This window comes from Qipengyuania nanhaisediminis (genome assembly GCF_900115585.1).
Taxonomy (GTDB): domain Bacteria; phylum Pseudomonadota; class Alphaproteobacteria; order Sphingomonadales; family Sphingomonadaceae; genus Qipengyuania; species Qipengyuania nanhaisediminis.
On the sequence record NZ_FOWZ01000003.1, the window covers coordinates 336195 to 349717 of the forward strand.

Consider the following 13523-nt stretch of genomic DNA (forward strand, 5'->3'; position numbering starts at 1 on the left):
GCAAACTTGAGCGACTCGCGCGCAGGTGCCTAGCCTTCGTCGCATGACGGATACCTTCGTCGCCTTATCGGATCCCACGCGCCGCCTCCTGCTCGACAGGTTGAGCGAGCAGGGCGGACTGACTCTATCGGAATTGAGCGAAGACCTTCCGATGACCCGGCAGGCGGTGGCCAAGCACCTTGCCGTGCTGGAAAGTGCCGAGCTGGTCGCGAGCGAGCGGGACGGGCGGTGCAAGCGCCACTACCTCAACCCGATGCCGCTGGCGAAGATGGCCAAGCGCTGGCTCGTCCGGTTCGAAGATGTGCCGCTGGGTTCCTTATCGGGCTTCCATGCGGCGCCCGCTATTCGACCAGCACACCACCCTTGATAACGGCATCGACGTCGGCGAGTTCGCCGACATCGGCCAGCGGATCGCCGCTAACGGCAATCATGTCGCCCCATGCGCCAGGCTTGATAACGCCGACTTCGCCTTCCTGACCCAGCGCCTCTGCAGCAGTGACCGTGGCCGCCCGGATCGCTTCGAGCGGGGTCATGCCGTATTCGACCATGACGCGGAACTGACCGCCGACCAGCTCGTGCGGCATGACGGCGGCATCGCTGGCGAAGACCATCTTCACGCCTGCTCCGTGCGCGCGGCGGAAATTGTCGCGCTGAGCCTGGCTGAGCGCGCGTTCCTTGGCGATGTTCTCTTCCAGCACGCCGTTCGCGGCGCCCTGTGAGAGGGTGTATTCGGTGTTGAAGATATCCATCGAGAAGAACGTGCCATGCTCCTTGGCGAGACGGATGGCTTCATCGTCGGCATAGCTGGCGTGCTCGATAGTATCGAAGCCCGCCCGGATAGCGGCCTTGATCCCGGGTGCGCCGTGTGCATGGGCCGCGGCCTTCAAACCCCAGAAATGCGCCTCGTCTGCAATTGCGGTGAGCTCTTCCAGCGTCAGCTGCTGGATGCCGGGCGCGGTGTTGCGGCTGAAGACGCCGCCCGTGGCGCAGGCCTTGATCACTTCCGCACCATATTTGCGCTGTTCGCGCACGCGCTTGCGCAATTCGTCGGGGCTGTCGCCCACGGCGGGGCTCTTCGCGTCGAAGCTGGGTGGCAGGAAAGTCTCGTCGCAATGCCCGCCCGTCGCGCCGAGGGAATGGTTGGCGACGACAATGCGCGGACCGATGATCCAGCCTTCCTCGATCGCCTGGTCGATACCGATCACGTTGTAATCGTCGTCGCCGACATTGCGCACGGTGGTGAAGCCGATCTCCAGCATGGTGCGGGCATTGGCGACGCCGACTGCGGTCCAGAACCGATCGGTGAATTGCAGCCCGGAATAGCCGCCGTATTCGGGACGGCCATCGAGGTGGACGTGCATGTCGATGAGGCCGGGCAGCAGCGTGTGGCCGGCCAGATCGATATGCTTCGCACCATCGGGAAGCGTGACGCCGGATTGCACACTGGCCACCTTGCCATCGACCACGGTCACGACCGGATCGGCGAGATAGCGTCCGGTCTCCACATCGAGCATCCGGTCTGCCGTCACTACCACTGTTTCCGCAAGCGCGGGCGTGGCGGCGAGGGACACGATTGCGGCTGCAGCCAGCAGGACAGGCTTCATTGTCAGATTCCCCTTGTCGCGGCGCTCCCCGGCCGCCTGCTTTTCATACAGGAAGCGGGCGGGGAGGGAAGTGCGGCTTTTCGACCGGTTTCCCGGCGGCTTGCCGTGGCTTCCTGCGACCCGATTGGAAGAGCGGACGGCGCGGGACGATCTCATTCATAGCTGACCACCTCGAACTCGATCCCGTCCCAGTCGAAGAAGTAGAAGGTGCGCGGGCCGGGTTCGTATTTCCCGTGGCTAAAGGGTTCGAGACCGTGCTTCACGACGACGGCTTCCGCCGCATCGAGATCGTCGACCATGAAGGCGATGTGATTGAGCGGCTGGCCCTTGCGATAATCGCCGGCAACAGCCTCGCTGGTGTAGAGGGAAACGTAATTGTCTTCACCGCCGACATGGATCGTGCGACCGTTCCCCATGGAAGGTCCGCTCCAGCGTTCGTGCCAGCCGAGCAGGTCCTTGAGCAAGGCGGCACTGCGATCGGGATCGGTGACGGAAATATTGGCGTGTTCGAGACGTCTTTTTGGCATCGCTAAACTCCTTGTGTTCGATGCGGGACCGGCTTGGTCCGCAAATGCGATGCACACTCATTGCAACCTCAAGCTAAGTTGAGGTCAAGCTTCGTTTTCGCTATCGCTGTGATCGATGAAAGCGAACGACCTCCTTCCCATCGGCGAACTGGCCCGCCGGACCGGCCTCTCCGTTTCGGCAATCCGTTTTTACGAAGAGTGCGGGCTGGTCGAAGCGCTGCGCACAAGCGGAAACCAGCGCCGCTTCCTGCGCGGCGATATCCGGCGGTTGAGCTTCATCCTGATCGCCCAGCGATTGGGCCTGTCACTGGCGGAGATCGAGGAGGCGCTCGCAGGCTTGCCGCAAGGACGCACGCCCAACGCCGCCGATTGGAAGCGCATCAGCGGCTCGATCCGCAAACGCATCGAAGACCAGATCGCCTCGCTCGAAAAGATGCGCGATAGCCTCGACGGCTGCATCGGCTGCGGCTGTTTGAGCTTGAAGAAATGCGCGCTCTACAATGCTGACGATAAATGGGGCGAGAGCGGCACGGGCCCGCGCGTGCTGCGATAAGATTTGCTTGTCGGCCGTGTGCAAACGCGCGAAACGTCCAGCTATGAGATTACGCCCCTTCGCCTCCGGGATGATGAGCATCCTTGTTGCTATGGGCCTCGCCACGCCAGCCGCTGCGCAAATTGAGCAAGGCGATAGTCTCGGCACTGAAATCGCCATGGGAATTTGGCGCGACAACCTCCGGGAATGGAGTCTCGCTGTCGCCCGCAAAGCCCAAAACGCCTATGCTCGCGATCTGGTGCCCATGGGTGTCGAGGGCCGGGTTGTCGTCCAGTTCCGCATCGAAACCGACGGCGCGGTGAGCGATTGTAAAATTATCCGAACCAGCGGTTCGACCGATTTGGATGCGCTTGTCTGCATTGCAATCGCGAAGACGGGTCCTGCCCCCATACATCTGAACGCGGACGGGGTTGCCGAGCCCAAAACGGCGCAATTGCCGGTTCGCTTTGTGCTCAGCGATATTGCGCACCGGCCCGAGTAATCCCCCGCGATCTGCTGGAGATAGGGCATCTCGCGCCGGCTTTCCTACACTACGGAGTTTTCCGGCTGGTGCGGTACTTTTTCAAAGATCGGGATAGACCGCGCAAAGCTCGTCGAAACCTTCCGATTGCAGGTTGGCCCGCATGGTGCCGCTCGGTTCTTCCCACACGGTATCCGGATCATTGCGCGCTGCGCAGAGGGCGTAGCGCACTTCCGGATAATCGCTGAAGGCTTCAGGTTTCGGAAGTCCCCTAACTTCCAGGCTTCGATTGCTGGAATCGGAACGCATCACGCCAAGCAAATCGGCCTCCGGCCCTTCCACGATAAAGCTTCCATCGGCGGTCTCGGTGACTTCGGTTTCGACGTCGAGCTGGAAAGCGAACCAGATACTCACGATCAGGGTGAGGATGCCAAGAATTGCGATCCCCTTGATAAATCGCTCGATCCGGCGGGTTTCCTTCTGGGGGATTTCATTGTCGGTCATGTCGTTGATCCCGAACGCTCTAATATTCCGGGCCGAGATCGGCATCGAGATCGCGGGGGCGGGCGAAGTGGACCAGCTTGCCGCAGCCCTCTGACAGGTCCGACCAGTCGTCTATGTCGAGTTCAAATACGGCGAAGGCGGCGGTGGGGAATTTCACCTTGGCTTCGTCGAAAAGGTCGTTCTCGTTCTTGGGCGCGACCAGTTCGAAGACCATATCGCCGAAGCCCGGATTGTGCCCGGCCAGCAGCAGCGTATCGGCATCGCCGCCCATTTCGCTCGCCACTTCGCAGATCGTTTCGGTGGAGGCGAGGTAGAGGCGGCGGTCCCATTCGGGTTCCGGGCCGATGGCGGCTTCTTGCAGCGTGAGTTTGACGCGTTCGGCGGGGCTGGCGACCAGCCGGTCCCATTTCACCCCGTGGTCGCGGATATGCTCCCCGATCAACCGCGCCCCCTTGAGCCCACGCTCATTCAGACCTCGATCGAAATCGCGCTTGTCGCTTTGCCCCCAGTCGGACTTGGCGTGACGCAAAAGGCCGAGGATCTTCACGAGTCTTGTTTCTCCGCTGGGGTGTTCCCAACCTCTCCAACACCCTTCGCCACGCGCTGTAAAGCCTCGTCGAGTGTCACGCGCATGACAGGCGTGCCATCCGGGAAGGCGGACAGCAACCTGCTGGGGAAGGCGGAGGACAGGACGACGAAGTGCCCGGCATCGTCGCGGCTGCGGATCAGGCGGCCGAATGCCTGGGCCAACCGCGCGCGGATGATGCGGTCGTCATAGCGTTTGGCGCCGCCCTCCTGTTCGGATGCCGCCGCCCGGCGTGCACGGTGGAGGATGGTCGGGCGGGGCCATGGCACCGCTTCCATGACCACGCAGCGCAGCGATTCTCCCGGCACGTCGACCCCGTCGCGCAAGGCGTCGGTGCCGAGCAGGCTGGCACGCGGATCGTCGCGGAAAATGTCGGTCAGTGTGCCGGTGTCGATCGGATCGACGTGCTGTGCGTAGAGCGGCAGGCCCGCGCGCGCTAGGCGGTCGGCAATCCGGCCGTAGACGGCGCGCATGCGCCGGATCGCGGTAAAAAGGCCGAGCACCCCGCCATCGCTCGCCTCGATCAGCCTGGCATAGGCTCCGGCGAGGGCGGGGATGTCGCCGCGCTTGATGTCGGTGACGATGAGGACTTCGGCACGGGACGCGTAGTCGAAAGGGCTTTCCGATTGCGCGGTCTTCGGCATCAGTTCGAGATGCGGTGCGCCGCTCTTGGCGATCGCATGCGGCCAGTCCGCGCCGGTCTCGTCGCGGTCGGTCAGGGTTGCGCTGGTGAGCATGACGCCATGCGCAGGCTCCAGCACGGTATGGGCGAAGGGCTTCATCGGATCGAGCCAGTGGCGATAGAGCCCGACATCGAACTCGCGCGCGTCGTTGCGATCGACGGCCAGCCAGTCCACGAAATCGGGATCTGCCGGCCCCCCGAGGCGCGACAACAAGGCTTCCCACGCGGCGATCAGGTCGATGCGCCAGGCGAGCGAATGACGTGCACCCTCGATCCGCGCGCGGCCCTGTCCGTCGAGCCAGTCGGGCGCGTCCTCCAGCACGGCTTCCAGCCGCCCGGCAAGCTTCAGCAAAGGGGTGCGAATGGCGGCGAGAGCCTGCGCGGCGGTCCCTGCAGCTTCGACCAGCTCGCCGGGAAGCTGTGCAGTCTCGGTCTCGATACCGTAGCCTGCCTCCTGCCCGCTCTCGTCGCGCGCATAGGTGGTCGCCCGGACCTGTGCGAGCAGGGCTTCGACCGGACCGAAGGGCGTTCCTTCCGCGAGCCGTCCCAGCCATCCGTCGGAGGGGAGGGCCTGCGCGGCCTCGACCGCAGCTTCCACCGCTTCGCCGCCCGCATCGTCATAGCTCGCCACGTCGGCTAGGCGCGCTGCCAGCCCGCGTCGTCTTCCGCGCGAGTTGCGTTCGGGTCCGATGATCCAGCGGCGCAGCTCGATGGCTTCCTGACCCGTCAGTGCGGCGGAGAAGGTGGAATCGGCAGCGTCGAAAACGTGATGGCCCTCGTCGAACACAATGCGGGTCGGGCGGCTGGCGATATCGCGCCCGCGTGCGGCATTGACCATTACGAGAGCGTGGTTGGCAATTACGAGATCAGCCTGCGCTGCATTCCTGGCGCTCCGCTCGATGAAGCACTTCCGGTAATGAGGGCAGCCCGCATAGACGCATTCGCCGCGCTGGTCGGTCAGCGCCGCAATCCCGCGCTTCCGGAACAGGGTGCCGAGCCAGCCGGGCAGGTCCCCACCGATCATGTCGCCATCCTGTGTATAGGCCGCCCAGCGCGCCACCAGCTGCGCCAGGATCGCGGGCCGTCCGGTGAAGCCTCCTTGCAGCGCGTCTTCGAGGTTGAGCAGGCAGAGGTAATTCTCGCGCCCTTTGCGCACGACGACGGGGGGCGAGCCATCGGGTCGGGCTGCCGGCCACGCGCGCGCGCTCTCGCGGCGCAACTGGCGCTGGAGGTTCTTGGTATAGGTGCTGACCCAAACCGTGCCACCGGAACGTTCCGCCCACAGCGATGCCGGGGCGAGATAGCCCAGCGTCTTGCCGATACCGGTGCCCGCCTGGGCCAGCAGCACATGGGGCCGTTTCTGTTTATCACGCGGTCCGAAGACGTGACCCGCGCCGCGCGAAAAAAGGCGCTGCCCCTCGCGCCGTTCGGCGCCTTCGCCGGTCAGGCGTTCCAGCTGAGCCTCGATCTCCGGCTCGTCGATCAGGACCTGCGCAGGTTGCGGCCGGTCGGGGGTTTCTTCCCACTCCGGCAACTTGGTGAAGAGCCACTTCTCCGCCTTTTCCGGCTTGCGCACATGGGGGGCGAGGACATTGGCCCACGGCCAGCGCAAGCGGGCGAGGGATTGCAGCGTCGACCATGCGCCTTCGCGCTCGGCCCAGTCGTCGCTCTCGCAGGTGGCCACGAGGGCGCCAGCCGCCTTCTGCAACAGCACCGGCACATCGGCGTCGTCTGCCGGTTCTTCGAGGCCGAGCGCGTCGGCAAGGCCCTTGGGCGTGGGAACGCAGAATTTGGCCGGATGGATGAAAGCGAACAGTTCCAGCAGGTCGAGGCCGGACAGGTCGGGATAGCCCAGCCTGCTGGCCACCAGCGGCGCGTTCATCATCAGCAGCGGCGTATCCGCTGCCGCCATCACCGCCTCGCCCTTCGAGCAGCCACGGGTGGAGCCGTTGGCATCGCGCAGCCAGGTTCCGGCATGGCTGGCGTGAAGGGCAGGGAGGGGCAGCGGCTCGCTCACTCCCTGCCGTTAGAACACAAACGGAACGCGGGGCAAGCGCCCAACCGATATTACCGAGCCTGTCCCACAATTGGCGCAAAGCGCCTCCAACGGGCGAGGCCGTCAGCGGTCCAGATCATCAAGAGAAATCGGGTCGATGAACTGGATCCCTGCTTCCTGATCGCCGATCCAACGGATTTCGGCTTTGTGCATTTCGTTGGGGAACACTTCTACCATGATCCGTACACCGATCATCTGTTCGGTGAAGTCGACCTGATCGATGAGGGCGCCGGTGCTTGAAAGGTTTCTGATGCGTATCGGCTTGCTGTCCTCGTTTACTGTCATGCTGCCGGTACGCAGGCAGTTCGTGCGGGGACTGCGGCTGCACTTGTGCCCGATGGGTTCCATCTTGCGTAGCCCGGCCTGGAGTTCGGGCATCAGGTCTGCGAGATCCAGACCCGAGCCATAAACATATCCCTGGATGTGGCTGCAACCCAGCGTCCGGATAAGGTCTATCTCGTCCTGGTGTTCCACGCCTTCTGCCGTGGTTTCCATGCCCAGAGCTTTCGAAAGCGCGACAATCGATTCTATGATCGCAGAGTTCCTGCTGCGCGGATCGACCGCTCCGCGTACGAAGCTCTGGTCGATCTTGATCTTATCGAATGGCGTATGCTGGAGATAAGACAGGCTCGAATAGCCAGTCCCGAAATCGTCGAGCGCCAAACGTACGCCCAGACCCTTGAGCGCCCTGAATGTTTTCTGCGCCTTGCTTTCGTCTTCCAGGAAGACACTTTCCGTGATCTCCAATTCGAGGCGCGAGGGGTCGATCTGACTCTCGGCAAGGGCGTTGGCGAGGATGGACAGCAGGGCCGGATTGGAAAACTGGATCGGCGATACGTTGACGGCGATCCGCAAATCGGTCGGCAATGTAGCCAGAGTATTGATGGCGGTGCGAAGAACCCAGTCTCCGATTTGCTGGATCAGGCCGCTGTCTTCGGCAACCGGGATGAACTCCGCCGGACCGATGAAGCCCCTTGTCGGATGCGACCATCGCAGCAAGGCCTCGAAACCGGCAAGCTTCTCGGTATCCGTCGTTACGACCGGCTGATAGACCAGGAACAATTGATCGGTCGCGAGGGCCGTGCGCAGTTCATCCTCCAATTCCTTGCGCCACTTGGCCTTGGCCAGCATTTCATCTTCGAAGAAACGATAGGTCGCCCTGCCTCCGTCCTTGGCGGCATACAGCGCGATGTCGGCGTTCCTGACGAGGGTCTCGGCGTCGGATTGCTTGTCGGCGAGTGCGATGCCGACAGAACAGCTAACTGTGATCGTGGAACCGTCGATGGTGTAGGGCGAAGAGACCCCAGCGATAATCCCGGCAGCCAAGGTAGACAGGGTTTCGACGTCCGCATCGCTGGGTATCAGGATCTGGAACTCGTCGCCTCCGAGGCGTCCGACAACGCCTGTTTCACCGGTTACCTCGGCCAGTCTCTTGGCTACTTGTATCAACAAGGCATCGCCAACAGGGTGGCCCAGCGTGTCATTGACGTTCTTGAAACCGTCGAGATCGAGCATGATCAGTGCGCAATCGGGTTCCTTGTTCCGCGACAGCTTGATCAGCGTATCGAGATGGTCCTGCATGCGCTGGCGGTTCGCAAGCCCGGTCAGGCTATCGGTGACCGCAAGCCGTCTGATCGTGGCTTCCTGCTTGCGTGTTTTCGTAAGATCGGTTCCCGAACCCACGAAGCCTGCAAACCGACCCTCTGAATCGAACCAGGGACGGCCTGACATAGACCACCAGCTTTCGCTCAGGCTCTTGATGCCGCGAACCGGATAATTCGAGAATGCCGTGCGCGATACGATATGGAATTTAAGTGACCTGGTTAGTTCGAACTCGCTCTGATCGAGACTGAATACATTCGCGATGGGTTCGCCTACTGTCTTGATGCCGAACATTTCGATCTGTTCGGAAACGTTGGCGGAAAGATAAGTGAGACGGCCTTCGGTATCTGTTTCCCAGTACCAGCGATCTTCGAATTCTTCCGCGTACGTCATCAGGCGGTGCGCGCGGTCAACCTCGCACTCGGTAGCTTCGCTGAGCTTTTTGGACCAGAAGCCCGATCGGGTTCGCAGCGCCTTCATGCACCCATGTTAACTAGAAAAATTTTCTAATTACTTAATAGGGTCATCGACTGAGTAGTGCTCGCGAATCTGGTCTCACATCTACTTTGAAATTGATATCATCAAATTAGTGATTTGATCGCCGAGCCCGCCGTTCTTTACCTATCGGGCGGGAGGCCTGTCCTACATCGAACCGTCTACCTATTGTCCGACCTATGGACCACGCTTCTCCGCTGACCGAACTTCACATAGCATCCGGCTATGGTGCGCACTGTGCGTTTTCTTTCCCAGGACAGTGTTCCATGTGTTCCACTCTGTCGGACCTGGCGGGGCGCGCTCCAACACTTCGCACTTGCAACAGGAACGGCGAGCGGCAAGAGGGATTGGCATGAGCATGAACGATCTGATCACCGCCGCACGTGTGTCCAAGGCCTGGCCGTTCCAGGAGGCGCAGCGGCTGCTCAAACGCTATCCCGATGGCACCAAGCCCGATGGCAGCCCCGTGCTGTTCGAAACCGGCTATGGCCCCAGCGGCCTGCCGCATATCGGCACCTTCCAGGAAGTCCTGCGCACCACGCTGGTGCGCCGCGCCTTCGAAGCGATGATCGGTGCGAAGCCCGAAGACGGCAAGACGCGCCTCGTTGCCTTTTCCGATGACATGGACGGCCTGCGCAAGGTGCCCGACAATGTGCCCAACCAGGCGCTGCTCGAAGCGAACCTGCATCTGCCGCTTTCCCGTGTGCCCGACCCGTTCGAGAAGGGGCACGAAAGCTTCGCCGCACATAACAACGCCAAGCTGCGCGAATTCTTGGACCGTTTCGGCTTCCAGTACGAATTCATCGCCGCGAACGACATGTACAACTCCGGCCGCTTCGACGATGCGCTGCGGCAGGTCCTGCGCAAGAACCAGAACATCCTCGACATCATGCTGCCGACGCTGCGCGAAGAGCGGCGCAAGACTTATTCGCCGATCCTGCCAATCAGTCCGTCGACGGGCCGCGTGCTGCAGGTTCCGGTAGAGGTGGTCGATGCCGAGGCGGGCACCATCCGCTTCACCGACGAGGACGGCACCGTGGTCGAGCAATCCGCGCTCGGCGGCATGTCCAAGCTGCAATGGAAGGTCGACTGGGCGATGCGCTGGTATGCGCTCGGCGTCGATTACGAGATGTATGGCAAGGACCTGACCGACAGCGGCGTCCAGTCGGGCAAGATCGTGAAGGTTCTCGGCGGGCGCAAGCCGGAGGGCCTCATTTACGAGATGTTCCTCGACCAGAACGGCGAGAAGATCTCCAAGTCAAAGGGCAACGGCCTGTCGATCGAAAAATGGCTGCAATATGGCAGCGAGGAGAGCCTCGGCTTCTACATCTTCCCCAATCCCAAGAGCGCCAAGCAGCTGCACGTGGGCGTGATCCCGCGCGCGGTCGACGATTACTGGCAGTTCCGCGAGCGGCTGGCGGAGCAGGAGCTCGACAAGCAGCTTGGCAATCCAGTGTGGCACCTTGCGCGCGCCAATGGCGGGTTCGAGGGCAGCGAGGCTCCGGGCGCCGGCGACAGCCTGCCGGTGACCTACGGCCTGCTGCTCAACCTCGCCAGCGTGCTTGGGGCGGAGGCGAGCGAGGAATCGCTGCGTGACTATTTGGCCAGCTATATCGGGGCCGAGCGGATCACGCCGGAGCTCGACGTGCTGATCGGGACTGCGGTCGCCTATACGCGCGACTACATCGTGCCGACCCTGTCGAAGCGCGCGCCTGCCGCGAACGAGGCCGAGGCATTGCGCGCACTCGATGCCTACCTTGCCGAAGCGCCGGCCGATGCCAGCGCAGAGGATTTGCAGACGCAGGTTTACGAGATCGGCAAGCGCGAGGAATACGGCTTCGAGAACCTACGTGACTGGTTCAAGGCGCTTTACCAGACGCTGCTCGGCAGCGACCAAGGGCCGCGCATGGGCAGCTTCATCGCGCTTTACGGGATCGAGAACAGCCGCAAGCTGATCGCCGAGGCGCTGGCGCGCGGCTGACGCCTCAGACGTGCTTGCGCGTGCGGTACCACTTGGTCAGCACGTATTTGGCACCCTTGATGACCGGTGTCCCCGCATGCATCGTGCCCTCGTTCGGCGCGCCGTCCGGCGTGGCGTTGTTCCACACCAGGAGCACGCCGGGCTTGGGTTCGATCGATGCACCGACTTCGGTGAAGTGGGTGTGTCCGCCCTCTTCGACCCTGTTGAGGAAGGCCATGGCCGTCCAGCACCTCTGGCCACCGCGCTTGCGTTCCAGCTTCCAGTATTCCTGGTCGGTGTAGAACCAGTCGTTGTGCGGCTTGAACTCCTGCCCCGGCAGGTAGCGCTGGCCCTGGATCGCTTCGCCGGTGATCGAGTTCATGCCGAGAAGGTCGTCGATGCGGCGCGAGATGCCTTTGACGAAGGGATCGCGCGGGTCGAAATTGCCCGAATAGGATGTGCGGAACTTCTCGATATAGGCCGTCTCGTGAAGTTCGCTCGGCCTTGCGACCACGTCGATCATGGTGATGAAGCGGCGGCACTCCTCGGGTGAGAGGAAGTTCGGCACGGCGAAAATCTCTGCCTTGTCCGTGGGGACCTTGTAGATTTCCGGATCCGCCTCGAGGCGCTGGCGCACCTTGGCACCTATACGCTTGAGGGCATCCTGGTCGGGAATTGTCGCTGTCTTTGTCATCGCTGCGATTGTTAGCGATCACCGCGCGGCTCGCAAGATGGCATCTTGTGCTTCAATGCCAAACCTATAGTTTCGCGCACCGATTGAGGGGAGAAGCCGGATGGAAATGGCCACCAAGAATGCCAAGCGTTACTCGCTGGTCGCAATGCTCTTTCACTGGGTCATCGCAATAGCGGTCATCGTGAACTGGAGGCTGGCGGAAGCAGCCGAGCATGCGGGCGATGCAGAGAAAGCCGCGATTTTTGCCAATCACAAGGGACTGGGCATCGTGATCCTGATTCTCAGCCTCGCAAGGCTGGCTTGGCGATTTACGCATCCGGTTCCGGCCCTCGATGGCGTGGCGACTTGGGAGCGTATCCTTGCTCGCACCACGCATGTCATTTTCTACGTCATGCTTATTGGCCTGCCGATCGGCGGCTGGCTGGGAAGCTCCTATTTCGGGAGCGGGGTCGACGTGTTCGGGATATTCACGCTTCCCGCGCTGCCGGTGGGAGAAAATCCGGATGCGGGCAAGGCGATCTTCAATCTCCACGCGACTGGTGGATCGGTGATGATCTACCTGATCGGACTGCATATTCTGGGCGGGCTGAAGCACACCTTCTTCGACAAGAACGGTGGCATCTTCCGGATGCTCCCCTTCGGCAAGGTACCCGGATAACACGAAAAACCCCCGCCGATCGCTCGGCGGGGGTATCGTGCCCGAAAGGCCACTCTCTTCCCTTCGGGCAGGAGCCTGAAGGCTTACCAGAAGAAGTCGTAAATCACGTCGACCACTTCGCCGCTGTAGGTGTCGACCAGCAGCACGTCGTCGTAATACCGGACCCAGCGATAGGGGCCGTAGACTTCCGGCAGGCGATAACGCCAGGGATCATTGATCCAGTAGCGGCTGCCGAAGAACAGGTCTCCGATGTAGAAACCGATGCTCAGGCGGCGATAGCGGTAATCGCGATAGGGCGCGTAGTAGCGGCCAAGGCGAAAAATGCTGCGGTACCGCTTACGGTAGTCGTGCCAGTTGTAGCGGTGGTTGTTCCGCCAGTCGTAGCGGTTCCACGTGTTGTAGTGATGCCAGCGGCGTCCGTCCCAGTGACGCTTGCGGCTTTCGCGGTGATCGCTGCGACGCGCGTCCCGATAACCATCGCGGTATCCATCGCGGCGAATGCGGCGATCTTCGCGATTGTCCCTGCGGCGTTCATCCCGACGACCTTCACGATAGGCGTCACGGTAATTTTCCCGGCGATCCGCGCGGCGGTCTTCACGGCGATCCTGGCGACGGTCGATGCGGCGCTCCTCGCGACGATCGGCCCGACGGTCCGCCCGGCGTGCGTCACGTACGTCCTCGCGACGAATGGTGCGGTTGGCGTCGCGGCGTTCGCTGCGGTTCCAATCGCGGCCCGAGCGCACCTGCGCAGTGTTGGAGCGGCGGTCCGAGCGGTTCCATTCGCGGCCACGGCGCTCCTGGTTGCGAGCAACCGGTTGCGGACGTTCTGCGCGTTGCTGCGGGCGTGCCTGGCGTTGCGGAGCTTCACGGCGGACCTGCGCACGCGCCTCGCGGCGTTCGCTGCCCCGGTCGTTGCGTGCTTCACGGCGTTCGCTACGCCTTTCCTGGCGACGTTCGCTGCGGCGTTCCTGGCGGCGATTGTCGCGGCGTTCCTGTCGGTCGCCCCGGTCGCGTTCAGCGCGTTGTTGGTCGGCTGCGGTTGCGGCTTCGGCCTGGGCCGGAAGCACCGCGGTCGCCATCGCGATTGCGAGGGCACCGAGCGCGCTGCCTTTCATCAGCTTCGTAAGAGTCATGGAGCGTTC

The 13523-nt window shown here is 62.5% G+C and carries 13 protein-coding genes; 5 read left to right on the forward strand and 8 right to left on the reverse strand.

Annotation, left to right across the window (positions count from 1 at the left end; all coding sequences use genetic code 11):
* Nucleotides 1–43: 43 nt before the first annotated feature.
* Nucleotides 44–367: an ArsR/SmtB family transcription factor gene (locus BM173_RS10440; RefSeq protein WP_090481156.1), complete on the forward strand. Its 324-nt coding sequence runs from the start codon at nt 44–46 to the stop codon at nt 365–367.
* Here the strand turns inward: BM173_RS10440 and BM173_RS10445 are convergent.
* Together BM173_RS10445 and BM173_RS10450 are read right to left on the reverse strand one after the other, a co-directional pair.
* Nucleotides 342–1604: a Xaa-Pro dipeptidase gene (locus BM173_RS10445; protein WP_090481606.1), complete on the reverse strand. Its 1263-nt coding sequence runs from the start codon at nt 1602–1604 to the stop codon at nt 342–344. The two genes, BM173_RS10440 and BM173_RS10445, sit on opposite strands and share 26 nt — an antisense overlap.
* 152 nt (nt 1605–1756) lie before the next feature.
* A complete protein-coding gene (locus BM173_RS10450) occupies nt 1757–2131 on the reverse strand; it encodes a VOC family protein (protein ID WP_090481159.1) in 375 nt (124 codons plus the stop codon).
* A gap of 115 nt (nt 2132–2246) precedes the next feature.
* On the opposite strand from BM173_RS10450, the gene soxR reads away from it, so the two are divergent.
* Nucleotides 2247–2684: a redox-sensitive transcriptional activator SoxR gene (gene soxR, locus BM173_RS10455; RefSeq protein ID WP_090481161.1), complete on the forward strand. Its 438-nt coding sequence runs from the start codon at nt 2247–2249 to the stop codon at nt 2682–2684.
* Nucleotides 2685–2754: 70 nt separating this feature from the next.
* Nucleotides 2755–3165: an energy transducer TonB gene (locus tag BM173_RS10460; protein WP_218152640.1), complete on the forward strand. Its 411-nt coding sequence runs from the start codon at nt 2755–2757 to the stop codon at nt 3163–3165.
* 81 nt (nt 3166–3246) lie between these two features.
* Here BM173_RS10460 and BM173_RS10465 read toward each other — a convergent pair whose 3' ends face one another.
* The 4 genes from BM173_RS10465 to BM173_RS10480 form a co-directional block, all read right to left on the reverse strand.
* Complete coding sequence (locus BM173_RS10465; protein WP_090481166.1) at nt 3247–3648, reverse strand: hypothetical protein; 402 nt, start codon at nt 3646–3648, stop codon at nt 3247–3249.
* Nucleotides 3649–3667: 19 nt separating this feature from the next.
* Nucleotides 3668–4195: a SixA phosphatase family protein gene (locus BM173_RS10470; protein WP_090481169.1), complete on the reverse strand. Its 528-nt coding sequence runs from the start codon at nt 4193–4195 to the stop codon at nt 3668–3670.
* Nucleotides 4192–6933 carry an ATP-dependent DNA helicase gene (locus BM173_RS10475; protein WP_090481172.1) on the reverse strand — a complete coding sequence of 914 codons (2742 nt, stop codon included), beginning with the start codon at nt 6931–6933 and terminating at the stop codon, nt 4192–4194. The genes BM173_RS10470 and BM173_RS10475 overlap by 4 nt, the downstream gene beginning before the upstream one ends.
* 102 nt (nt 6934–7035) lie before the next feature.
* Entirely contained in the window at nt 7036–8967 is a 1932-nt protein-coding gene (locus tag BM173_RS10480) for a putative bifunctional diguanylate cyclase/phosphodiesterase (RefSeq protein ID WP_177201870.1), read from the reverse strand.
* Nucleotides 8968–9421: 454 nt separating this feature from the next.
* On the opposite strand from BM173_RS10480, the gene BM173_RS10485 reads away from it, so the two are divergent.
* Nucleotides 9422–11050, forward strand: coding sequence for a lysine--tRNA ligase (locus BM173_RS10485; protein WP_090481177.1), 1629 nt, complete (start codon nt 9422–9424; stop codon nt 11048–11050).
* A gap of 4 nt (nt 11051–11054) precedes the next feature.
* On the opposite strand, the gene BM173_RS10490 is transcribed toward BM173_RS10485, so the two are convergent.
* Nucleotides 11055–11723, reverse strand: coding sequence for a prolyl hydroxylase family protein (locus BM173_RS10490; RefSeq protein ID WP_090481180.1), 669 nt, complete (start codon nt 11721–11723; stop codon nt 11055–11057).
* A 106-nt stretch (nt 11724–11829) separates the two neighbouring features.
* On the opposite strand from BM173_RS10490, the gene BM173_RS10495 reads away from it, so the two are divergent.
* Nucleotides 11830–12381: a cytochrome b gene (locus tag BM173_RS10495; RefSeq protein ID WP_090481609.1), complete on the forward strand. Its 552-nt coding sequence runs from the start codon at nt 11830–11832 to the stop codon at nt 12379–12381.
* 83 nt (nt 12382–12464) lie between these two features.
* Here BM173_RS10495 and BM173_RS10500 read toward each other — a convergent pair whose 3' ends face one another.
* The gene (locus BM173_RS10500; protein ID WP_245755854.1) at nt 12465–13514 is read right to left on the reverse strand and encodes an RcnB family protein; all 1050 of its coding nucleotides are present in this window, start codon (nt 13512–13514) and stop codon (nt 12465–12467) included.
* Between the last annotated feature and the right edge of the window lie 9 nt (nt 13515–13523).